Raw genomic sequence first — 23300 nt, 5'->3', positions numbered from 1 at the left:
AAAATGCTTAAACATAATTCTTTTTTTATTTATCTCTTCATTTCGTTAAATGTCCTTTTTGCTCAAGAAAATATTTATGACAGAATTTTGGAGTACCGTTGCAAAAACGATACCGATATTGTCTTGATAGAAAACGAGGCGGCGATAGCTCTAAATAATTATAAATCCGTAAGGCTCAATTCCCTCTTTGCCTTTGATTTTAGTTCTACCTTAAATTTTAATCTTAGTTCAGAAAAGGATAAATCGGGATTTTCCGTACAGCCTTCGGTTTCGGCAGGTATGCCTCTTTATAATAATCTGGGGCTCAAGCTGTCCGCTCCTTATTCCTATAAGATGGGAAAAAGTTCTCAAGATTTTTCGCTGGGGCTTTCGGGAGATATTTACAGTCAAGCCCGCAAAAGAAAAAAGCAGGAAATTGAAAACTCTTTGGAGGCTCTTAAAGAGGCCGAAAAAAAAGTGCGGAGAGTTAAAGAGCTTGCCGAAAAAAAACTTTTAACCGATATTCAAAAAATATTAAACGAATATTCGGCTCTTCTTTCAAAGAGGCTTTCAGGCATTCAGGCCGATATTAACTACAAACAGATTCTTGCAGAAGGCTATTCCGAAACATCTTCAAAGTTAAGAACGGCAAGGCTTAATTTGATAAGCTCCGAAAGGACAGAAAAAGAAACGGAATTTTCTTTTGAGGTTTCTGCCCGTCTTTTTTTTGAGTCCTGCGGTCTTGATATTCCAAAAAAAGACGAAGATGAATTTTTTATAATGCTTGCAAAAAGCCTCCCGAAACAAAGGCTGATTTCTATGGAAAACCTAAGGGCCGAAAACTATAAACCTCTTTTAAAAGCGGAAAATGATTATAAAAAACTTCTCGAAAAAAATAAAATGGATTTAAGCCCCTTTTCGGCTTCTGCAAGTTTGGGATATTCTTACACGGGTTCATACATGAATAAACTTGAGAATATAAGTTCGGGGCTGCAGCTGATGTTTCCCGGGGTAAGGCTTGATACGGGCCTTAGCTTAAGTCTGGACTCAGCTTCCGTTCCGTCCATGCAGGTGTCTTTTTCGATAAACCCGCTTGCAATTTATGATTATTATCTTAATAAAAAAAATGTTGCCTTAAAAGAAGCGGGCGAAAAGATAAAGCTGGGAAACACGAGGAATAATTTTGCTAAAGAGTTTAATACTTTTAAGCTTAAATGGGAGCAGCTTGAATGGCAGCAAATCCGCTATGCCGAAGAACTGGATATTTATAAAGAAAATGCCGAAGAACATGCTAAATGGTTCCAAAGGGGACTTATAAACGCTTTGGAAAATAAGCAGGCTTCTTTGCAATATATTACCGCTCTTTTAGGTTCAGCCGATTCGAATATCGCCGTACATATTTTCAATGCCGAATTAAAAGAAGCTTTTGATATAGAGGAAAAATAAATGCAGGATACAAAGCAAAAAAATAAAAAGATTATTTTAATTATTGCTGCCGCAATAATTATACTTTTGATAGTTTGGATTCTTTTTTTACCCAAGAAAGGAACTGAGGAGATTTCTCAAACGGTTACGGTAACTAAAGAAGTAATACAGGATGTCATTCAAGTTTCAGGTTATATTCAGCCTGCTCAACAGCAAAACCTTCACTCACCGGGCGAAGGTCTTATAAAAAAGGTTGCGGTTAAAGAAGGCGACACCGTAAAAAAAGGAGACCTTATTTTTGCCCTTGACAATACCTATCAGGCTTTTCAAGTTGCAAAGCAGGAATTTGCTATTGAAAAAGAAAAATTGCAAGGCTATTCTAAAAACCTTGAACTTATGAAACTGGAGCTTGAATCTTTAAAGAGAGCCTTACGGGATAGAAGCGTTTATGCAAAGTTTGACGGCATAGTCGTTTCTTTTGATCTTACCGAAGGTTCATACGTTATGCCCAAGGATAATTTCGGGGTGATTATAGACCGCTCCTTTTTTAAGTCTACTGTCGATGTTTCCGAAGGAGATGTTCCGCGGTTAAAGGTAGGGCAAAAAGTTTTACTCAGCTTTCAAGCTCTCGGTGATGAAAAAGTGGAAGGCCGTGTTACCTATCATTCTTCAATCGCTAAGTCCGGCTCCCAAAGGGGTGCAACTGTGATAGAAACAAAGATAGTTGTCGATAAGCTTCCCGAAAATGTTTTACCCGGTTATTCTTTTAGCGGAAACATTATTGCCGGTGAAGATGAAGAAGTTTTGCTTTTGGACCAAATGGCTCTTTCCTACGATAAGGGCGAACCATACGTTGAAAGAGTTCTTGAAAACGGCAAGATTGAAAGGGTTAATGTCGAAGTTGAAGCCTATACTCAAGGAACGGTAAAAGTTTTATCCGGCTTAAAGGAAGGCGATACCTTGAGGGTGAAACCTCCTAAGTGGTAAGAGAAAAATGTTTGAAGATTTTATAAACGCCCTTCATAATTTTAGAACAAACAAGATGCGCACCCTTCTTTCCTTATTGGGTATAGTGATAGGCGTTACCTCGGTTATAATTGTTACAAGCCTTGCAAGTTCTCTTTCAAACAGTATGATAAAAGAGTTTGAAGAGTTCAGTATGGATATAATCAACATAGGCACTCAGATGGATAATCCCGAATTCACAGGTGAAGGTAAAATCATAAAATTTGATGAAGCTTTCCGTAAAAAGCTGATGCAAAGAATACCGGAAATAAAGCATGTTTTTTATTCCAACACTTTTCAAGCCTCGATTATAAGGAATGATTTACGGATTGAAATTAGCGATATAGAAGGAATTGAAGCTGAAATGCTTGAATCTCACCGTGTGGTTATGGATTACGGCAGTTTTTTTTCTTCTTCCGATTATTCTATGGGAGCGGAAAAAGCTGTTATAGGCGAAAGAATAGCTTTTCAGCTTTTTCCCGAGGGTAGGGCTGTAGGTAAATTTATTACTTTGCAGATTCCGTCAAGCAGTGAAAAATCTCCTCCCCTTATTATGCGTCTTCAGGTCATAGGCGTTGTAAAACCTAAAAACACTTGGGTGCTCCGCACCTCTGATGCCGTCTTTGTTCCAAGAAAATTTGCTTTGAGTAGGCTTCCGGGAAAAATAGCTGAAACCGTTTGGTCAGCCGAAGTTGCTATTTCGGACCCTAAGGACTCCTCCAATGTTGAAGTAAAGATTCAAGATTTTTCTGAAGAACTGTCGGGCGGTAATCGGTTTGCAATCTGGGTGTACTCTGCCCGCCAGCAATTTGAGCAAATGACTAAGATTACCGGAATGGTAAGCCTTGTGCTTTCGGCCATAGCGGGAATATCCCTCCTTGTCGGGGGCATCGGCATTATGAATATAATGCTTGTTACCGTTACCGAACGCCGAAGGGAGATAGGCATAAGAAAGGCTCTAGGGGCCACGGGCGGAGCCATAAGAATGCAGTTTTTAATAGAGTCGGCTTCTCTTACTCTTACAGGGGGGCTCATAGGTATAGTTTTAGGGCTTTTAATCAGTAAGCTGATTGTAAATGTTTTCTTCCCTCCCGAAATAATCTTTTTACCCAACTTTTCGGGCTCGCTGATAGCCTTTTCGGTCAGCGTATGTACGGGAATATTTTTCGGCCTTCATCCCGCAATCAAGGCTGCAAGGCTTGATCCCGTCCTAGCCCTTGCAGAATAAATGAGGTTTTCTTATGGATATTGAAGCTTTAGAATTGCGTGCCCTGAGTATTCAGGCCGCAAGAGAATTTTTTATTAAAAAGAATTATTTGGAATTGGATACGCCGGCTCTTTCGGGAGAGCTAATCCCCGAAACCTGTTTGGAAGTTTTCAAAACGGAATATCTAAGTCCGTCCTTATCAAAAGATACCCATCAGGGGAAAGCTCTTTTTTTGGTTCCCTCGCCCGAAGTTTATATTAAGCCGATAATAGCCCAAACTTCCCGCTCGGTTTTTCAAATTTCAAAATGCTACCGCAATGCAGAATCGATAGGCAATATACATAGCCCCGAATTTACCATGCTGGAATATTACACGGTAAACGCAAACTATAAAGATTCCGTAAAGATAAGCGAAGAATTTTTAAGCCATGTTTCCGATAGGGTAAAAGAAAATCCTCTTGTTGACGGGGAGGTCTTAAAAATCTTGTCAAAGGGATTTGAGTGTCTGACTATGGACGAGGCCTTTAGAAAATACGCAGGAGTTCCTTTAAGTACGGAACATTCGCCGGAGGAATTCGCTTACTACGCCGAAAACTTAGGGCTCGGAGAGGCTGAAAACTACTCGGATTGGAAAGAGGATGATTTATACGAGCTTATTTTAGTCCACGCCGTCGAGCCCAATCTTCCTAAAAACAAACTCATAGCTCTTTTGGATTATCCCGCCTTTGTGCCCTGCCTTGCCGCAGAAAATTCCGAAAAGGTTTTCAATAAAAAAAATGAAGTTATTGAATGGAAGACCGTCGAGCGTTGGGAAGTTTATTTAAACGGGGTTGAGCTTGCAAACTGCTATACCGAAGAAAGAAATGAAAACAAAATAAATTCTTATTTTAAAAACGAAAACGAATTAAAGCAAAAAAATGCTCTAGTTCCGCATCCCCCTGTAAAAGATTTCGGGAAAATTTGCTCTAAGATGCCGCCATGCTCCGGTGTTGCCATGGGCTTTGACCGACTCATCATGCTCTTGGCAGGAAAAAAAACTCTAGGGCCGGTAATTGGATATACGGCCTTGCCGGTAACTGGATATACGGCCTTGCCGGTAACTGGATATACGGCCGTGCCGGTAATTGGATCTGCAGCCGGTTCAATGAGTAATTTATAATTACCGATTACAAATTAAAAAATCTTTCCCAAAACATTGAAATCCGCGGTTAAATCAAAGGAACCTGTTTTTCATAAGTTTTCGCGCCGCCAAAGGGGATACCTCTTTGGAAACCCCGCTTTATTACAATTAAAAAAAATAGTAAATTAGAAAAAAAATTCCTTTGCGAAGTTGGGCGTGAGCTCAACACTTGGCACTCGCTGCGGTTAAATTAAACACGGCCTTTTAAAATGCCTATTTACTTTTTTTTGATTATCATATATTATCAAAATATGCATAAAAAAAGCACATTTTTAAAATTTGCGGCTTATTACAAGCCTTATAAATTCTTGTTTTTCTTTGATCTTTTTTGTGCCCTTTTGGTATCTGCGGTGGACTTGGTTTTTCCCCAAGTGATAAGATACTTAACAAGGGTAATTCCAAAAATAAGAAGCGGTGAGCTTTTGCTCTTTTCGGATAAGACTATTTTTGGCTTTGATGTGCAAGCCTCGGCGATTATATACCTTGGACTTATAATTGCAGCAATTCTTTTGGGGCTTTATATAATAAGGTATTTTGCCCAGTATTTTATAACCTCATGGGGCCATATTATGGGTGCCAGAATGGAAAGGGATATGAGAAATGACCTTTTTAACCACATGCAGCGTCTTTCCTTTTCATATTACGATAAAAATAAAACGGGAGACATGATTTCGCGGATTGTTTCAGACCTTTTCGATATATCGGAACTGGCACATCACGGCCCCGAGAACCTTTTTATTTCCTTTTTAAAAATAATAGGTTCTTTTGCACTCCTTTGTTTTATCAATGTAAGGCTTACCCTAATTTTGGCTTCGGTTACCTCCCTTATGTTCATCTTTACTTTTTTTCAAAACAAAAAGATGCGTAAAATCTTTATGCTCAACCGTAAAACCATAGCCGGAATAAATTCCCAAGTGCAGGATACGCTTTCGGGGATAAGGGTGGTGCAGTCCTTTGCAAACGAAGAACTGGAAAGCAAAAAATTCTATGCGGCAAACGAGGCCTTTGTTCATTCAAAATATTTAAACTACATGCAGATGGGGCAGTTTGTCGGTGTAAACGGTCTTTTGCAGGGCTTGTTTTTTATCGTAACGGTTTTAGCCGGAAGCTTTTTTGTTGCAAGAAATGAGCTGACAATTCCCGATTTGACCATCTATGTTTTGTACATAAATATCTATATTGCTCCTATAAATCTCCTAATCAATTTTACCGAGATGTTCCAAAAAGGAGCTGCCGGTTTTAAACGCTTTTTACAGGTTGTAGAAACTGCACCGGAGATTACCGAAAAAGAAGATGCCGTCGAGCTAAAGGATGTAAAAGGAAATATAAAATACGAAAATGTAGATTTCAGCTATAATGAAACTACAACAATCTTAAAAAATATTTCCATCGATATTCCTGCAGGAAAAACCCTTGCTCTCGTAGGCCCTTCAGGCGGCGGAAAGACGACTATATGCTCCCTTCTTCCCCGTTTTTATGATGTAATAAACGGAAAGATAAGCATAGACGGTAAGGATATTCGGGACTTAACCTTAAAGTCATTGAGAGAAAATATCGGAATTGTACAGCAGGACGTTTATCTTTTCGGCGGAACCATAAAAGAAAATATAGCCTACGGAAAACCTAAGGCTTCCGATGAGGAAATTATTGAAGCCGCTAAAAATGCCCATATCCATGATTTTATTATGAGCTTGGAAGCAGGTTATGATTCTTACGTGGGAGAGCGTGGCGTTATGCTTTCAGGCGGTCAAAAGCAAAGGATTTCCATTGCCAGAGTCTTTTTAAAAAATCCTCCGATTTTGATTTTGGACGAAGCGACTTCAGCTCTCGATACCGAAAACGAAATTTTAATTCAAAGGGCGATTGAGGAGCTTTCTGAGGAGAGGACTACAATAGTTATAGCCCATCGTCTTTCTACAATAAGAAATGCCGATAGGATTTTGGTGGTTACCGATGAAGGCATTATGGAAAGCGGCACTCACGAGGAGCTTTTAAGTTTAAACGGCATCTATGCAAATTTACGCAAGCTTGATGAGTTTTAATCGATGCCACAAAACTAGTTAATCAAAAACCAATTAAATGGGAGACATTTAGGTGCAAAACGAATTGAAGGATTTACGCGAATTAAAAAAGAAATTTAAAAAGGCTGTTCTTTCTCGAAAACATACAATAGATGAGTTAAGACTTGCCTATGACGATATTCTTTATTCTCCCTATGTGCCGAACAATGTAGACTTATCCGAAATCAAATTGCGGGGAGTCGATACGGATGTCTTAAAGCCTGAGATGGCTGTTTCCGGCAGGGTAATTCTATATGCTCATGGAGGCTCTTTTATCAGCGGAACAAAAAAAACTTACCGCTCCTTTTGTGCGGGGCTTGCTCATGAAGCTTCTGCCGATCTTTACTTACCGGAGTACAAGACGGCTCCCGAACATCTCTTTCCTGCCGCCCTTGAAGATGTTTACAAGGTCTATGCAAGGCTTATAGAATCGCATAAGGTTGAATCTGCAAATTTGATTCTTGCAGGAGACGGGGCAGGGGGCGGCTTGATTCTTTCGCTAATCCATTATTTAAAAAATAAGCGTCTTCCTCTGCCTGCCTTACTGATTTTATTTTCGCCTTGGGTGGATTTAAGCTGTTCAAGCGAGGGCTTAAGCGTAAACCGCAAAAAAGATTTTGTTTTTTCTCAAGAAGCTTTATTGGGAGCCGCCCAATTATACACGGAAGAAAAAAATCTTACCAACGAGCTTGTTTCTCCTATTTTTGGAAACTTTGAAAATTTCCCGCCTGTTTTTATTCAATGCGGCAGTAATGAGATTCTTTTAGATGACTCAATCAGGCTTTGCGAAAAAATAGAAAAGGCCGGAGGAAGGGCTATACTCGATAAAAAGGATAACATGCCGCATTTGTTTCAGGCTGTTCCCGATTACTTTGCCAATGCTCATCTTGAAGTTGAAGCTGTCGGAAAAAAAATAACCGGCTTTTTTGATAAGGGCTCGGTGATAGAAAATAAGGCCGATTTGATAGGGGAATAATAATGGAGCTTCTTTCGCCTGCGGGTAATTTTGAAAAATTGGATTATGCATGGGAGTACGGAGCCGATGCAGCCTATATAGGATTAAAAAACTTTTCGCTTAGAGCCAAGGCCGATAATTTTTCGGGAGAAGAATATAAAAATATTTCCCTTTTAAAAGAAGAATACAAAAAACGCGGCTTAACAAAAAAACTTTATTGCGCAATAAATATTTCTTTTCATAATGAGGACTTAAAAAAACTTTTAGAAGAGGTAAAATATTTTAAGCAATATCCCTTCGATGCCTTTATAGTTCAAGATTTGGGAGCCGCCCGAATTTTAAAAGAAAACTTTCCCGATATTCCGCTTCATTTAAGTACGCAGGCAAACTGCATAAACTATGAGGCTGTAAGGGTGTACAAGGACTTAGGTTTTTCCCGCGTGGTTTTGGGAAGGGAAGCAAGCCTTGAGGATGTGCGCGAAATAAAACAAAGGGTTCCCGAAATAGAGCTTGAATGTTTTGTGCATGGGGCAATGTGTATTTCTTATTCTGGACGCTGCCTGATAAGCGCCTATCTTACCGACCGAAGCGCAAACGCAGGTGCCTGTACCCATTCTTGCCGCTGGAATTATAAGATGTATTCCGAAAAAGACGGACACTTCTTTGTCGAAGAATCAGAGCGGAAGGGCGAGCTTTTTCCCGTAGAAGAGGGCGAAAACTATACGGCCCTTTTTTCTTCAAAAGATTTGTGTATGATAGACTACCTCGACAAGATGAAAGAAGCAGGGGTCGATTCTTTAAAAATCGAAGGCCGCATGAAAAGCATTTACTATACGGCCTTAACCGCAAGGGCCTACCGCAAAAAAATAGATTTTTTAAACGGAAAAATAAGCGCCGATGAAGCGGCTCCCTTTGTAGAAGAATTGTACAATACGGCCCACCGGGAGTTTTCTACAGGCTTTTATTTTTCGAGTGCGGAAGCAAATAAGACAACCGCAGGCGAGTCAAAGTCTCCCTACATGCTTGCGGGCAAAATCGGTAAAAGACTTTCGGAAAATGAATATGAATTTATTTCGATGAATAAGATAGATTCCTGTATTCCGCTCGAATATGTCGGCCCCGATATTTGTTCTATAGAGGACAGGGACTATACCCTTCTTAAACCCGACACAAAAGAAAAAATGGATTGGGTTTGCCACGGTCATCCCTGTATCATCAAAACCGATAAACCCATAGCCGAAAAATTCTTGGTAAGGTGTAAAGAAAACTTGTAATTTTTCTTATACTGGTGTATAATTTTATTATCAAATTATTAGAAGCTTTTATAGGAGTATGCTTATGAAGAACAGCAAATTTTTTAAAGCCGCAGGCTTTGTTGTGATCGTTCTCATCCTGAGTGCCGCTTTTACAGGATGTGAAACCGAATCCCATGATGTAAGCGGTCAGTATGCGGGAATTGAGGCAAATGCCCCTGCAAACCAGGTCGATATTCTTCTTTTTAACGACTTTCACGGAAACGTTGCAGAAGATACCCGTCCCGGAAAGGGAAAGAATGCCGGTATGGCTAAGATGATAGGCTATGTCCGCACTGCCGGAATGGAAAATCCTAACACCATTGTGGTTGCAGGAGGCGATAACTATCAAGGAACAGCCATATCCAATCTTACCTACGGAGCTCCCGTTTCGGCTATGATGAGGGCTATGGATGTAAAGGTCTGTGCCGTAGGTAACCATGAATTTGACTGGGGTTCAAACCGCATGACAAAGTGGCAAAAGGACGGAAACTTTACCTTCTTGGCTGCAAACATTGTCGAAAAGAAGACGGGAAAGCCCGTATCATGGGCAAAGCCCTATTCAATCATCAAAAAAGGAAATTACAAGATTGCCTTTATCGGTTTGGCTCACCCCGATACGGCCGTATTGACAAGTGCTGAACATGTAAGCGGTTTGGAATTTACCGATCCGGTAAAAACAGGCCAAGAATGGGTAAACTATCTATTAGCCGGAAAGGCTAAAGAAGGCAAGCCCGATGCAATTATTGCCTTAACCCACATCGATTCATTCCAAGAAGATGGAAAAATCAGCGGCAATGCCGTTAAACTTACCGAAATTAAGGGTTTGGATGCTGTTCTTTCGGCTCACAGCCATCGAACAGTTTCAGGAAATGTAAACGGTATTCCCATACTTCAAGCCTATTGTTACGGCAGGGCTGTAGGTAAACTCAGCATCACCTTCGGAAGCGAGAACAAGATTGCAAAGATTGAATCCGCAGTCGATGAAATCTACAAGCACAAAGATTCTCTTATCGAGGATGAAAAAGGCAAGGCTCTCTTTGCAAAATATGACACGGAGCTGAAACCTATTATGGGTGAAGTAATCGGTGTTGCTGAGGGCGAGTTTACCCATGAAAGAAGCGAAAAGGGAAGCAATACCCTTTTGGGTGCATGGGCAGCTGAAGTTCAGCGCCAATTGGGAAAGGCCGATATAGCCATTCAAAACGGAGGAGGCTTACGCCGAACCCTTGCAGCAGGCAATATCACCGTAGGCGACCTTTATGAGATTATGCCCTTTGATAATTATCTTGTCGTTTTCGATCTTCCAGGTTCTGAGATTAAAAAGGCAATCGATCACGGTATAATGAATCCTAATATTACCGACGGTCAATTTGCAGGTTTAAGGGTAGAATATGACGGTAGAAAGCCTTTTGAAAACAGAATCACAAAGATTACTCTTATGGACGGAACACCCCTTGATATGAATAAAAAATATAAGGTTGTGGTAAACAGCTTTATGTTTACGGGAGGAGATTCCTATGATTTTAGCAAGGCAACAAATTCTGCCGAAAGCGTATCTATAAGAGATGCTCTCATTGACGCCATTAAAAAGGCTAAAACAATTAAACCCATACCTGTCGATTATATTAAAGATATAAGCAAATAACAGGATTCGATTATAAAAGCGGTGTAGAAAACTTTCTCGCCGCTTTTTATTAAAGGAAGCCTCTAAAAACTGATGTTTTTAGAGGCTTCTAAGTAAAGATGAACGGAACCGGACATGAAACGTATTTTCCTTTTTATTGTAAGCCTCTTATTTTTTAATTTATATGCAGAAGACACAGGGCGAATTTCCTCTGAAAATTTATCTCAAGATATGGAGAAGAAGTATGATGGCTTAAGCAGTTATTATAGTACATATATAAATGCTCCCGAAAGTCAGGTCGTTAAGGCTAAAGTTATCGAAATCGTTTATGACGATACAAAGGAAAAACGCCCCGATATTCCGATAGAGTCGGACTTCCGTTATCAGCATTTAAAGATAAAAATTTTAACCGGAAAGCATAGGGGTGAGGTTTATACAATCCGGAATACTATAGAGCTCGCCATTCCTTATAAACTTATTTTTAAGGTAAACGAAAAGCTCATCTTACAGCTGGATGAAGATGAAACAGGGAAGGTAAACAACTTGCGCATTTATGAGAGGGCAAGGGACTATAAGGTCTATGCTCTTATTTTTATTTTTGCAGCGGTTTTAATTTTTGTCGGCAAAAAAAACGGTCTAAAGGCTCTTATCTCCCTAGGGCTTACCATAGGCCTGATATTCGGCATTTTTCTTCCCCTTATCCTTCAAGGTTATAATCCTATCTTTTGGGCTATTATAATTTGCAGTCTTGCCTCCGTTATTACTCTTTTTATTATTTCGGGAATGAATAACAAAACCTATACGGCTATTTTGGGAACTATAGGCGGGGTTATTATAGCAGGCCTTTTTGCCTTTGTTGCAGGAAAAATTCTAAGACTTTCAGGTTTGGGAAATGAGGATGCTCAAATGTTAGCCTTTGTTCCGCAGTACCGTAAAATAGATTATCAGGGACTTTTATTTGCAGGCATTATGATAGGCTCCCTCGGAGCCGTTATGGATGTAGCTATGTCTATTTCTTCTTCAATGTGGGAGATTGTATCTGTAAGTCCTAAGATACCGAATAAGCAGCTGATCAAATCTGGGATGAATATAGGGCGGGATATTATAGGTTCAATGTCCAATACGCTTATTTTAGCCTATGTTAGTACGTCAATTCCCGTACTTTTACTCTTTATCATTTTTTCGCACGGGTTTACCGAAATCATAAATTTGGAAATTTTATCGGCCGAGATATTGCGTGCCGTCTCAGGAAGTATAGGTTTAATCTGTACGATTCCCATAACCGTAAACTTAGTAAATATTTTTAGAAAAAACTAAAAAGGTTTTGATGGTTTTCCTAAATCGAATCCCGGGATTCTTTATTTGCAAAGGAAATAATTTTATCCGCAAACCAATGCCCAATTTTTAAAAAATATTTTATAGCCTCCCTTATCCCAAAGTTTTATAAGGCCGGAATATTCGTAATAACGGTTTCCATAATATTGAGGTTTGTCTTTTATTGTTTTTCGCGGATTTGATTTTGTCTTTTCTTGCAGAGAGTCGTAAAGAATAAAACCTTTTTCGTCGTAACCTATTACCGTTATATAATGTAAAACTTTCTTTATTTTTATTAAAAGAATAATCGGCTTTCCTTCGTCGACTGTATTTTTTATCCAATTAATTTTTTCGGCATCGGAGTAGCAGGATAAAACTTTTTCTTTTGTTTTTATTCCATGTTTGTGCAATACTTGAATAAGGCCTCGCGGCATGGTTAAGTTATTTTTTATCCGCCATCCTGTTTCTCTTGCTAAAAGTTCCGGATCTATTTCTTTTTTTGTTATTACATTTATCGCAGCCATTGCAGAATAGGGTGCACAGTTATTAAAAGTTTGATGGTAATAAATATCGCTCATGGCTAAGATATTTTTTTGTCTATGGTTTTCTTTTGTGTTTAATCCGACGGACGGAAAAACTCTGCCTAGACTTGCGATTAAAACGGCAAGCTGAATGAGTACTAAAAAGAAAAACAAAAATCTTTTTTGTATCCGCATCAAAATTTCCATTGTCAAATACTTATCCAATATTTTTTTTGAGAATGCCTACTTTTTTATATGCTTACTTGTTTTAAAGTTTTTGGGGCAGCGATGCTCATTTCTAAATTAAGAAATTCAAGAACTTTAAAGATTGTTGAAAAAGAGGGATTCCCTTTTTTTGATAGCGATTTATAAAGGCTTTCTCTACTGACATCTATTGTTTTTGCTAGATCTGCCATTCCTTGAGCTCTGGTTACATCTCCAAGGGCTTCTATAAATAGTTCCGGCATATTATCTTCTCTTGCAATTTTTAGTATTTCATCTAAATATATTGCAATATCCTTTCTTGTTTTAAGATAATCTGCTGCGTCCCATTTTGATATTTTCATATTCATACGAGCTCCCTATTCTTCCAGCACTCCAAATTTTTCAAAAATAAAAAAGATAAGGCTTAAAGCTACTGCAACGAGGGAGGCTAAAACCATTCCCTTAAATTCGATTTCTCCGAATTTTATGCTGAGGCCGCTCAATCCTGTGGTGAATACTATCGAGGTTAGGATTAAGTTTTTTGATTTTGAATAATCGACCTTTGAATCTACTAAAAGGCGTATTCCCGAAGCTCCTATCATTCCATAGAGCAAGAATGTTATGCCGCCTATGACGTTTCCGGGCACGGTACGGATTAGGGCAGCTAGTGGGCTTATAAAGGCCATACAAATTGAAATGATTGCAGCTCCTGCAATTACATAAACACTGTAAATACCTGTAACAGCCATAACTCCTATGTTTTCGCCGTAGGTTGTAGTGGGCACTCCTCCGACAAGGCCTGAAAGAGCTGTCGAAAAATTATCGGCAAAGATACTCCTGTGAAGTCCCGGATTTTTTAATAGGTCTTTTCCGATGATGTTGGAAGTTACTACCTGATGACTTATATGTTCGCTTGTGATAACCAAAAGAACGGGAAGCATTGTGATAATTGCCATGAGATCGAATTTAGGAAGCTGAAAATGGGGAAGGGTAAAAAGCCCTGCTTCTCTTATTATCGAAAAATCTACCATACCGAAAAAGACTGCGGCTATGTAGCCTGCAATGCTTGCAATTAAAATAGAAATGGTAGATAAAAAGCCCTTAAAAAGAACCGAACCCAAAACGGCAGCTCCTATCGTAATAAAAAAAACTATTATGTCGCCATGTGAGGCCGATTCCGTCATGATGTTTGCCCCGATAGTTCCGCCTCGAACAGTGAGTCCCGTAAGTTCAAAACCGATCAGGGAAACGACGGCTCCCATAGCAGCAGGCGGAAGAATGACATTTATCCATGAGGTTCCGAACTTATAAATTATAAAGGCTATGAGGCAGCCTAAAAGTCCTGTTACTATAAAGGCCCCTTGGGCATACTGAAATCCTATGGAAGAAATAATCAGGCCGGCAGGTCCTAAAAAAGCAAAGCTTGAACCCAAGTAGGCGGGAGATTTTCCCTTTGTTATGGCTATAAATAAAAGGGTTCCCACACCGTTCATAAATAATACGATGCCTGCATCAATTCCGAATATAATCGGAACTAAAACCGAAGCTCCGAACATTGCAAATGTATGTTGAATACTTAAAGGTAAGAAAAGCCCCGCCGGAACTTTTTCGTCAACTTGATAAATTCTTTTATGTGACATGTTAATTTCCTTATTTCAATTTAATCTTTTTTTATCTTTTCAAATACCGTTATCAGGCCCCAGCCTGCAAGCATACAGAGGACTGCAGCCAGCCTCATCGAAGGCAGCAGTCAGCCATCGGGGAGCATGTGACGGATTGAACCGGCAACCAGCCCTAAAATAAAGGCGTAGGTTATCTTGGGAAATTTCTCCATTAAAAAACCTATTAAACGGGCAGAAAGAATGAAGCCGGCTAGAACTCCTAAACCTATAGGAATCAGTACCGGAATATTAAAGTCGGTAATGGCTTTGATTACGGTATAATAAGCTCCCAGTATCAAAAGGAGGAAGGAACCGGATATACCCGGAATTACCATTGCGGCAGCTCCTGCAAAACCTATAAGGAATAAAAGGATAAAATTGCCGAAGCTCAATGTTTCTATGGCAGTGGCTGATGAGGCTGCCGCACCTTTAGAAAAGTATAGGGCAAGCATTATGCTTAAACCTATAAAAAACCAAACAATTTTGGAGACCTTTGTAAAAGAGCTCTCTTTTTCTTTTTCACGTACAAGGTCAAAGATTATAAAGATACTTCCCACAATGAGGCCTACAAAAAAGAAATTGGTCTGTATGGGAAATCTTTCATAAACAAGTTTGAAAAGGCGTGCAAATAGGAGGACTCCTAAGCCAATGCCTCCGAAAAGGCAAAGGTAAATTTTAAAATTGGCTTTGATAGTCTTGATGTCAAGGCTTGCAGTCCCTATAAGGTCGGAATAAGCTCCGAAAACGACGGCTATGGTTCCGCCTGAAACCCCTGGTATAACATTTGCTATACCTACGGCGATGCCTGCTATTATCTTCTTTATATAGTTTAACATTTCTTAAATATACATAAATTTTACAATATAAACAATACAATAGACACAATCTATAAAAATTTGGTATAATACGGAAATGTTATACCATATTGCAGAACTGCTTGGTCCCTATTTCGGGCCGATGAGACTTTTACAATCCTATGCCGTTTTAATTTCTTTAGGCTTGTTTTTGGGCTTTTTAATCACGGTTTTACTCTTGCCTAAATTTTATTCCAAATTGCCGAAAGACAGAGGACGGGAGTTTACCGTAAATCCCGAAGCTGCCGTAGGAAAGCCTACGGGAGGCGGAGTGGTTTTTATCTCCATATTCGTGCTCTGTGTTTTTTTATTGATTACACCTACCATTACGCAGAGCCTTGTTTTGATTATAACCTTTGCCGTTATGTTGACGGGATTTTTAGATGACAGATCTGAAAAGTCATGGGGAGAATATTTAAAGGGCGGCTTGGATTTTATTTTATCGGCCGCGACTGCCCTTGTTATTTTTTATATCTATTTTGAAGGAAAGGTGTCCTTTTGGCTTCCTTTTACATCGAACCTTATTGAGGTGCATCCTATTGTCTTCTTTGCCGTTTCCATAATTATTTTGTGGATTTCAATTAATACAACAAACTGTACTGACGGAGTTGACGGCCTTTCGGGGACTCTTATTCTCCTAGCCCTTGTTTCCCTCGGTGTAGTTTTTTATTTTATTTTGGGACATGTAAAAGTTGCGGCCTATCTTCTGATTCCCAATATCAATACGGGAGCAAAATGGGCAGTTATGATTTTTACCCTCTGCGGAGTTCTTACAGGTTATCTTTGGCATAATGCCTATCCGAGTAAGGTTCTTATGGGAGATGCCGGCTCGCGTGCTTTGGGATTTTTTATCGGCGTTCTTGTAATTATTTCGCGGAATCCTTTTATCCTTTTGATGACGAGCGGCGTTATCCTCATAAACGGAGGAACGGGTATTTTAAAAGTGGTTATGCTCCGCTTTTTTAAAATCCGTATTTTTAAAAATATCAGGTTTCCCCTTCATGACCACATGAAAAAGAATTTGCAGTGGTCGCCGACTCAGGTTTTAATCCGCTTTGTGATTCTCCAAATTTTAATTACGATTGTGATTTTAGGAATTCTATTTAAGATTAGATAGGCTTATAATTTTTAGGACAATGAGTTTTTTATCGAGGTTTGAGCCTCTTTTAGGTTCTGAAAATTTAAAGAAAATTGAAAACGCTCGGATTGCGGTTTTCGGTTTGGGAGGCGTAGGAAGCTATACTGCCGAGGCTCTTGCCCGAAGCGGGATTGCCCAAAACGGGGCAGGGCAGCTTATTTTGATTGACGGCGACAAGATAGAAGAAAGCAATATCAACCGACAGCTTTATGCCCTTTATTCTACCATCGGAAAAGCTAAGACAGAAATTGCAATGGAGCGTATTGCCGATATAAATCCGGCATGTAAAATAAAAACTGTAAATTCCTTTATCTTGCCCGATAGTTTTTATAAAATCTTAGGTGAAAATTTTTTTAAAAGGGTAGATTTTATAGTTGATGCCGTCGATACAATAGCCCTAAAACTTTTTCTTGCAGCCGAGGCCGAAAAAAATGATGTCCCCATTATCTCGGCGATGGGCTGCGGAAACCGCCTAAATGCCGATTTTGAATTTGCAGATATTTACAAAACAAGTGTCTGTCCCCTTTGTAAGGTAATGCGTACCGAGCTTAAAAAAAGGAATGTTAAGCACTTGAAGGTACTTTATTCTAAAACCGAATGTACCGTAAAACAAAACCCTCCGGCCTCGGCTGCTTGGGTACCCTCCATCGCCGGCCTTTTAATCGCCGGAGAGGTAATTAAAAGCCTGTATCAGACGGCTTCTTTTAAAGAAACATTGTAAGCCCGATTCGTATTTTAATCGACAAGCATTTCTTTAATGATTTTTTTTACGGCAAGGACTTCTGCCGGTTTTATCTTTCCCAAATGCTTTACCAATCTTACCCTGTCTACGGTTCTGATTTGATCCAATACTATCCATCCATTTTTGCCTTCAAATTTTATACTGACTCTTGTCGGGTAAGCATGAGACTTTGTAGTCATAGGGGCAATAATAACGGTGGAAATATTGTTATTCATAACATCGGGAGATATTACCAAGCAAGGCCTTGTTTTTTGTATTTCATGGCCTATTGTGGGATCTAGGTTTATAAGATAGACCTCGTATTGCTTAATTACCATTCCCATTGAAAATCCCTTGGCTCGGGGATATCCTCCGCTAAGTCTTCATTATTTTGGTGCATCTTACGAAAGGTTTCTTCCCACCCTTTTCGAGGTTCGTATTTTATAGGTTTTAATAAAATTCCTTTTTCCGAAACCTCCACTTCAAACTTATCTGCACTTGAAACCTTATCAAGCACGAGTTTCGGTAATCTTATTCCGCGTGAATTTCCCACAGGTACAAGCGATACAATCATAAAAGGCCTCCTTGTCTCCTTTATGTAATTATATTGTAATCACAATAAAGAGTCAAGCTTTTTTTACCCGCCGGAGAAGTAATTAAGCGTCTATCTCGGCCAGAAGATTTTTCATGATAAATTTGCGGCGCTCCGGGGTGTTCTTGCCCATGTAGAATTCCAAAATTGAAGGAACTTTTTTTAGGGTTTGAACCGTTACGGGGAGGAGTTTTATATCCTGCCCGATAAATTGCCCGAATTCCTTTGGGCTTATTTCTCCCAAGCCCTTAAAGCGGGTAATTTCGGAAGAAGCCCCAAGGCGGCTTACGGCCTCATCTCTTTCTTTTTCGGAATAGCAATAGTTTGTCTCTTTTTTGGTGCGTACCCTGAATAGGGGCGTTTCCAAGATATGAACCCGTCCTGAGGTAACCAGCTCTTCAAAATAGCTTAAAAAGAAGGTTAAAAGCAGGTTACGGATATGAAAGCCGTCGTTATCCGCATCAGTTGCGATTACAATCTTTGAGTAGCGCAAGCCCTCAATATCGTTTTCGATGCCCAGGGCCATCATCATATTATAAAGCTCGGCGTTTTTGTATATCTGAGCCCGTTTTTTGCCGTACATGTTTTCGGGCTTTCCTCGAAGAGAAAAAATTGCCTGCGTTAAAACATCCCTGCTTGAAACCATTGCCCCTGTAGCAGAGTCTCCTTCGGTAATAAAGATCATGGTGTCTTCACCGAATTTTCCGTCTCCTAAATGGAATTTGCAGTCCTTTAATTTCGGAATCTTTATGGCAATTTTTTTTGCTGCCGCCTTTGCTTCTTTTTTTACCGTGTTAAGCTCGGTGCGGAGTTTTTCGTTGGCAATTATCTTGCTTTCAAGTTTTGCGGCAGAGTCCGCATTTTTTTGCAGCCATTCTACAACTGCCGACTTTGTATCGTTGACTATCCAAGAGCGCACCTCGGTGTTGCCAAGCTTGTTTTTTGTCTGGCTTTCGAATACCGGAGCTTGAATCTTTACGGAAACGGCGGCACAGGTTCCCTCTCTTACATCTTCGCTCTTATAGTTCTTTCTAAAATACTCGTTAATGCCTTTTAATAAGCCTTCCTTAAAGGCTGAAAGGTGGGTTCCGCCGTCGGAAGTGTATTGTCCGTTTACAAAGGAGTAGTAGGTTTCGCCGTAATTGTTTGTGTGCGAAAAAGCAAACTCAAGCTGTTTTTCCTTGAATCGGCAGACTTCATAAATTGTTGAAGTTCCTACATTGGATTCAAGCAAGTCCAAAAGGCCGTTTTCGGATTTAAAAAGTTTTCCGTTAAAACTCAAGGTAAGGCCGGAGTTTAAATAGGCATAGTTCCAAATCCGTTTTTCGATAAAGTCCAAATTGAATTTATAGTCCCCAAAAATTTTTGTATCGGGAATGAATTCGACAAGGGTTCCGTTTTTGATCCCAGGTTTTGTGTTTCCGCTTTTTTCGCTTACGAGCTTTCCTCTTTCAAAGATTGCTTCGGCATATTTGCCGTCCCGCACGGCTACAACCCTAAAATGTTCCGAAAGGGCATTTACAGCCTTTGTTCCGACCCCGTTTAAGCCGACCGAAAACTGAAAGACATCATCGTTATATTTTGCACCGGTGTTTATAACCGAAACACATTCTACCAATTTTCCTAAAGGAATTCCCCGCCCGAAGTCGCGGACTATTACCTTGTTTCCGTCTTGTTGAATATCTATGCGGGAACCGTTTCCCATTATAAATTCGTCTATTGAATTGTCTATGACCTCTTTTACGAGGATATAGATACCGTCATCGGGATTTGAGCCGTCGCCTAAGCGGCCTATGTACATACCCGTCCTCAACCGGATATGTTCAAGGGAGCTCAAAGTTTTTATTTTGGACTCATCATAAACTGCTTTTTTTGTTGCCATTATTCTTCCTCCGTAACCTGCTCATAGGTTTTATCCGCAAATTTCTCTTCAAGTTCGACTGCGAGGTCTTTTAAATCGGCTATTTTAGCTTCCGAGTTTTTGATGGCAGTTTCAGAGTTGCTGATTTTCCTTTCGGCTTCCTTAATTGCGTTTTCGCAATTTTTGATTGTGCGGTTAAGATTTTGAATTTGATTTTCTTCCGCCTTAATTTTTTGCATTGTTTCGCAGAATTCTATATTGTATTTTGTTTTGCTTATTTCTTTTCGGTATTTACCCGATTTTTTTAGATAGGATGCATATTTTCCCAGTTCGTCATCCGAAGGAGTTTCCCCAAGAGCTGAATCTCCTTCGGCCGAATAAAACTTGTCTGTATATTTTATTCCGGCAGATTCCAAAATAAGGTCTATTTTTTCATCTATTTCTTTTATTCTGCTTGTAAAGTTATCGATCCGTTTTTTAGAATTTTTGTCTGCACCGGCATCGGCTAATTTTTGAGTAACAAAGCCTGTTTCCTCATCTATCATTTTGAGACGGCTTTCCGAATCGCTTAAATCGGTACCGAGTTTTAAAATTTCTTCGTAAGTTTTTTTTAGTTCGGATGAAAGCTTATTTTCATCATAAAGAGCTTTTACCTCTTGAGAATTGTAAATATCTATATCCGATTTTGTTAAAATATTTTTAATCTTTTTTTCGGAATTTTTTACCTTTAATTCCTGGGAAGAAATCTTGCCTGAGAGGCCGAGCTTAGCAAAAAAGTTCGCTTCCTTTTTTTCTGTCTTTAAGGTTTCTATTTTTTCTTGAGCATCATGTATTTTTGCTTCTTCCGTGCGTATTTCGGCAGATGGAGAATCAAAAAGGCTTCCGCACTGTGGCAAAAAATCTTTGTAAATTTTGAGTAAAAAATCTCCCTTTAACTTTTCTATCTCTTTTTTTGTATCCGAGAGCCTGTCTTTTATCTGTTTTTTAAAGCTGTCCAGTTCCGAAAGGCGGGTGCTGTTGTTTTTTATGTCCAAAACGCTTTCAGTACAAAATTTTCTTTCATCATGCAGTTTTTGCCATTGAAGAAAATTTTCTTGAGAAACCCCATTTGCTTCTGCGGCCGGATCTGCCGTATCTTTAATAAGTTTGTTCCCAAGCTGTTTATAGGCTTCCGTCAGTTTTGATTCAAGGTCTTTTAATTCTTTTAAAAGAACAGGAATTGTTTTATTACTCTTATTCATTTTTCTATTGTAACCTTTTATTTGTTTCTTGACAATAGCTGGCCTCTGATGTTGACATTTTCGTCTTCATTTTTTAAAATGCCGGAGGTAATTTATTACAATATGAGGTACTAAATGAAAAATATTAAAATAGAAATTTGTGCGGGATCCTTTGAGGATGCCGTCTTGGCGGAAAAGGCAGGAGCCTCAAGGATTGAGCTTAATTCTTCTCTTTTTTTGGGAGGCCTGACTCCTTCTCTTGGAACCTTAAAGCTGGTTAAAAAGGAAACTCATCTTGAGGTTATGACCATGGTAAGGCCCAGAGCTGCCGGTTTCTTTTATTCTTCTTATGAGTATAAGACTATGCTTGAAGATGCAAAGCTTTTGATAGATAACGGAGCTGACGGTCTTGTTTTCGGTTTTTTAAAAAAAGACGGAACCATCGATTCAAAACGGTGTGAAGCTTTGATAAAAATTGCAGGGGGAGCGGATAAAGTTTTTCATCGAGCCATTGATGTGGTGCCTGATCCCTTAAAGGCCCTGGACGAGCTTATTTCTTTAGGCTTCACCAGAGTTTTAACGAGCGGGCAAGAGCCTACAGCCTATGAGGGTGCCGACTTAATTGCCAAAATGGTAAAGCATGCAAGAGGCCGAATCGAAATTTTACCCGGCGGCGGCATTACCGAAAAAAACGCTTCAAAAATAATCAAGCTCACAGGTGTTGATCAGATTCACTTTGCGGCTCTAAAACGCAGGGAAGAGCCGTCTACCAAGGCAAATCCTTCAATCTACTATGGAGGAGCCCTCTATCCGCCTGAGGACAGTATCGAGGTTGCCGGTCTTGACGAGATGACAAAGGTTCTAAAAAGCTTGTAATGTGTAAACAATCGAAGCGATTAATTAATTGGTAATCCATAAAAACCGTATTCCCTCCCCTTGAAGCTATATCATCATTGTGATACAATCCTAAATTATACTTTAGGAGCAAGAGTATGAGATGGAAAAATAAAAAAATACCCGAGGGGGAGTTTATGGAGATGCGGGAAGAAATTCTCCAAACATGGCCCACGGGAAAGGATGTTGACTTAAAAGAGTCTATCGATTATTTAAAGAAGATCCCGCCTGAAAAAAACTTTGCAATCAAACTTGAACAAGCGGACAAAGAAGGTATCACTACGGCTCAGCCGCGAGCCGGTGTTCCCCTTTTGGATGAACACATCAACCTATTGCAGTTTTTACAGGATGAAGGCGGTGCCGACTTTTTGCCCAGCACCATTGACGCTTATACGCGTCAAAACCGATATGAAGAAGGCGAGGCCGGTATTGAAGCTTCAAAGAAGGCCGGCCGCTCTCTTATGAACGGTTTCCCTGCCGTAAACTGGGGTGTGGGCCCCTGCCGTCAGGTTTTGGAAGCCGTAAATCTTCCCTTACAGGCAAGACACGGAACCCCCGATGCCCGTCTTCTTTCAGAGATTATTCATGCCGGAGGTTATACCTCCAATGAAGGCGGAGGAATAAGCTACAACGTTCCCTATGCAAAGGCTGTTTCAATTGAACACAGCATAATGTGTTGGCAATATGCCGACCGCCTCGTAGGATTTTATGAAGAAAACGGAGTTCACCTTAATAGAGAACCCTTCGGCCCTCTTACGGGAACCCTCGTTCCTCCTTCGGTTGCTATTGCAGTAGGCGTTATCGAAGCCCTATTGGCCGCAGAGCAGGGTGTAAAGAGCATTACCGTAGGTTACGGCATGTGCGGAAACATGACGCAAGACGTTGCAGCCGTTATTTCTTTAAGAGAAATTACAAAGGACTATATGAAAAAATTCGGCTACAAGGATATGTGCATCACCACGGTTTTCCATCAATGGATGGGAGGCTTCCCTGCCGATGAATCCAGAGCTTATGGTCTTATCTCCTTGGGAAGTACCACTGCCGCTCTTTCCGGAGCTACAAAGGTAATCGTTAAAACCCCGCATGAAGCTTTCGGTATTCCTACCAAAGAAGCAAATGCAGGAGGTATCAAGGCTACCAAGATGGTTCTAAACCTTTTGAAGGGACAGCGTTATCCCGATTCAAGAATACTCGCCCAAGAGATTGAGCTTATCAAGGCAGAAACAAAATGTATTATGGACAGAGTCTATGAGATAGGAGGCGGAGACTTGGTTGAAGGCACTATCAAGGCCTTTGAAGCCGGCGTAATAGACATTCCATTTGCCCCTTCCCAGTACAATGCCGGAAAAGTAATGCCTGCCAGAGACAATGACGGATGTATCCGCTATCTAATGCCGGGAAATCTGCCATTTACAAAGGACATTCTCGACTTTAACAGGGGAAAACTTGAAGAGAGGGCCAAGGCCGATAAGAGGGAAGTTGACTTCCAAATGTCGGTTGATGATGTTTATGCCGTAAGTTCCGGTGTTCTCGTTGGAAGACCGGCTAAACACTAAAATTATCTTAGGAACTAGGAGATTCGATAAACAT

General features: G+C 40.0%; 20 protein-coding genes and 1 pseudogene. 13 read left to right on the top strand and 8 right to left on the bottom strand.

Annotated features, from left to right (window positions below):
• Positions 1-3 precede the first annotated feature (3 nt).
• From E4N80_RS07770 to E4N80_RS07730, 9 genes and pseudogenes are all read left to right on the top strand, one after another.
• Positions 4-1425, top strand: coding sequence for a hypothetical protein (locus E4N80_RS07770; protein ID WP_253701053.1), 1422 nt, complete (start codon positions 4-6; stop codon positions 1423-1425).
• Positions 1426-2391, top strand: coding sequence for an efflux RND transporter periplasmic adaptor subunit (locus tag E4N80_RS07765; RefSeq protein WP_253698634.1), 966 nt, complete (start codon positions 1426-1428; stop codon positions 2389-2391). It abuts the gene before it with no gap.
• Between the two features lie 7 nt (positions 2392-2398).
• Entirely contained in the window at positions 2399-3637 is a 1239-nt protein-coding gene (locus tag E4N80_RS07760) for an ABC transporter permease (RefSeq protein WP_253698633.1), read from the top strand.
• A 13-nt stretch (positions 3638-3650) separates the two neighbouring features.
• Positions 3651-4670 (top strand): annotated as a pseudogene (locus E4N80_RS07755) (EF-P lysine aminoacylase GenX); the annotation flags it as partial.
• A gap of 377 nt (positions 4671-5047) precedes the next feature.
• Positions 5048-6838: an ABC transporter ATP-binding protein gene (locus E4N80_RS07750; RefSeq protein WP_253698631.1), complete on the top strand. Its 1791-nt coding sequence runs from the start codon at positions 5048-5050 to the stop codon at positions 6836-6838.
• A 52-nt stretch (positions 6839-6890) separates the two neighbouring features.
• Positions 6891-7832 carry an alpha/beta hydrolase fold domain-containing protein gene (locus E4N80_RS07745; RefSeq protein ID WP_253698629.1) on the top strand — a complete coding sequence of 314 codons (942 nt, stop codon included), beginning with the start codon at positions 6891-6893 and terminating at the stop codon, positions 7830-7832.
• Positions 7833-7834: 2 nt separating this feature from the next.
• Positions 7835-9085, top strand: a complete 1251-nt coding sequence (locus E4N80_RS07740; RefSeq protein WP_253698627.1) for a peptidase U32 family protein — start codon at positions 7835-7837, stop codon at positions 9083-9085.
• 64 nt (positions 9086-9149) lie between these two features.
• Positions 9150-10751, top strand: a complete 1602-nt coding sequence (locus tag E4N80_RS07735) for a 5'-nucleotidase C-terminal domain-containing protein (protein WP_253698626.1) — start codon at positions 9150-9152, stop codon at positions 10749-10751.
• 114 nt (positions 10752-10865) lie between these two features.
• A complete protein-coding gene (locus E4N80_RS07730; protein ID WP_253698624.1) occupies positions 10866-12047 on the top strand; it encodes a YibE/F family protein in 1182 nt (393 codons plus the stop codon).
• 62 nt (positions 12048-12109) lie between these two features.
• Here the strand turns inward: E4N80_RS07730 and E4N80_RS07725 are convergent, their stop codons facing one another.
• From E4N80_RS07725 to E4N80_RS07710, 4 genes are all read right to left on the bottom strand, one after another.
• Positions 12110-12772 carry a C39 family peptidase gene (locus tag E4N80_RS07725; protein WP_253698622.1) on the bottom strand — a complete coding sequence of 221 codons (663 nt, stop codon included), beginning with the start codon at positions 12770-12772 and terminating at the stop codon, positions 12110-12112.
• 44 nt (positions 12773-12816) lie between these two features.
• Entirely contained in the window at positions 12817-13131 is a 315-nt protein-coding gene (locus E4N80_RS07720; protein WP_253698620.1) for an addiction module antidote protein, read from the bottom strand.
• Positions 13132-13146: 15 nt separating this feature from the next.
• Complete coding sequence (uraA, locus tag E4N80_RS07715; RefSeq protein ID WP_253698618.1) at positions 13147-14409, bottom strand: uracil permease; 1263 nt, start codon at positions 14407-14409, stop codon at positions 13147-13149.
• A gap of 110 nt (positions 14410-14519) precedes the next feature.
• A complete protein-coding gene (locus tag E4N80_RS07710) occupies positions 14520-15266 on the bottom strand; it encodes a DUF368 domain-containing protein (RefSeq protein WP_253698616.1) in 747 nt (248 codons plus the stop codon).
• Between the two features lie 76 nt (positions 15267-15342).
• On the opposite strand from E4N80_RS07710, the gene E4N80_RS07705 reads away from it, so the two are divergent.
• Both E4N80_RS07705 and E4N80_RS07700 read left to right on the top strand, forming a co-directional pair.
• Positions 15343-16401 carry a phospho-N-acetylmuramoyl-pentapeptide-transferase gene (locus tag E4N80_RS07705; RefSeq protein ID WP_253698614.1) on the top strand — a complete coding sequence of 353 codons (1059 nt, stop codon included), beginning with the start codon at positions 15343-15345 and terminating at the stop codon, positions 16399-16401.
• A 19-nt stretch (positions 16402-16420) separates the two neighbouring features.
• Positions 16421-17143, top strand: a complete 723-nt coding sequence (locus E4N80_RS07700; RefSeq protein ID WP_253698612.1) for a tRNA threonylcarbamoyladenosine dehydratase — start codon at positions 16421-16423, stop codon at positions 17141-17143.
• A 14-nt stretch (positions 17144-17157) separates the two neighbouring features.
• Here the strand turns inward: E4N80_RS07700 and E4N80_RS07695 are convergent, their stop codons facing one another.
• The 4 genes from E4N80_RS07695 to E4N80_RS07680 form a co-directional block, all read right to left on the bottom strand.
• Positions 17158-17487 (bottom strand): type II toxin-antitoxin system PemK/MazF family toxin, encoded by a 330-nt coding sequence (locus E4N80_RS07695; protein ID WP_002683860.1) that lies wholly within the window; start codon positions 17485-17487, stop codon positions 17158-17160.
• Complete coding sequence (locus E4N80_RS07690; protein ID WP_253698610.1) at positions 17475-17717, bottom strand: AbrB/MazE/SpoVT family DNA-binding domain-containing protein; 243 nt, start codon at positions 17715-17717, stop codon at positions 17475-17477. The genes E4N80_RS07695 and E4N80_RS07690 overlap by 13 nt, the downstream gene beginning before the upstream one ends.
• A gap of 82 nt (positions 17718-17799) precedes the next feature.
• Entirely contained in the window at positions 17800-19617 is a 1818-nt protein-coding gene (locus tag E4N80_RS07685) for a DNA topoisomerase IV subunit B (protein ID WP_253698608.1), read from the bottom strand.
• Entirely contained in the window at positions 19617-20837 is a 1221-nt protein-coding gene (locus E4N80_RS07680) for a hypothetical protein (protein ID WP_253698606.1), read from the bottom strand. Before E4N80_RS07680 ends, E4N80_RS07685 begins: the two co-directional genes overlap by 1 nt.
• Positions 20838-20951: 114 nt before the next feature.
• On the opposite strand from E4N80_RS07680, the gene E4N80_RS07675 reads away from it, so the two are divergent.
• Together E4N80_RS07675 and E4N80_RS07670 are read left to right on the top strand one after the other, a co-directional pair.
• Entirely contained in the window at positions 20952-21692 is a 741-nt protein-coding gene (locus E4N80_RS07675) for a copper homeostasis protein CutC (RefSeq protein ID WP_253698604.1), read from the top strand.
• A gap of 116 nt (positions 21693-21808) precedes the next feature.
• Positions 21809-23266 carry a methylaspartate mutase subunit E gene (locus tag E4N80_RS07670; RefSeq protein ID WP_253682473.1) on the top strand — a complete coding sequence of 486 codons (1458 nt, stop codon included), beginning with the start codon at positions 21809-21811 and terminating at the stop codon, positions 23264-23266.
• Positions 23267-23300 lie beyond the last annotated feature (34 nt).

It is taken from the genome of Treponema denticola (genome assembly GCF_024181605.1).
Classification (GTDB): Bacteria; Spirochaetota; Spirochaetia; order Treponematales; family Treponemataceae; genus Treponema_B; species Treponema_B denticola_B.
This window is presented reverse-complemented; position numbering and strand designations above follow the sequence as displayed.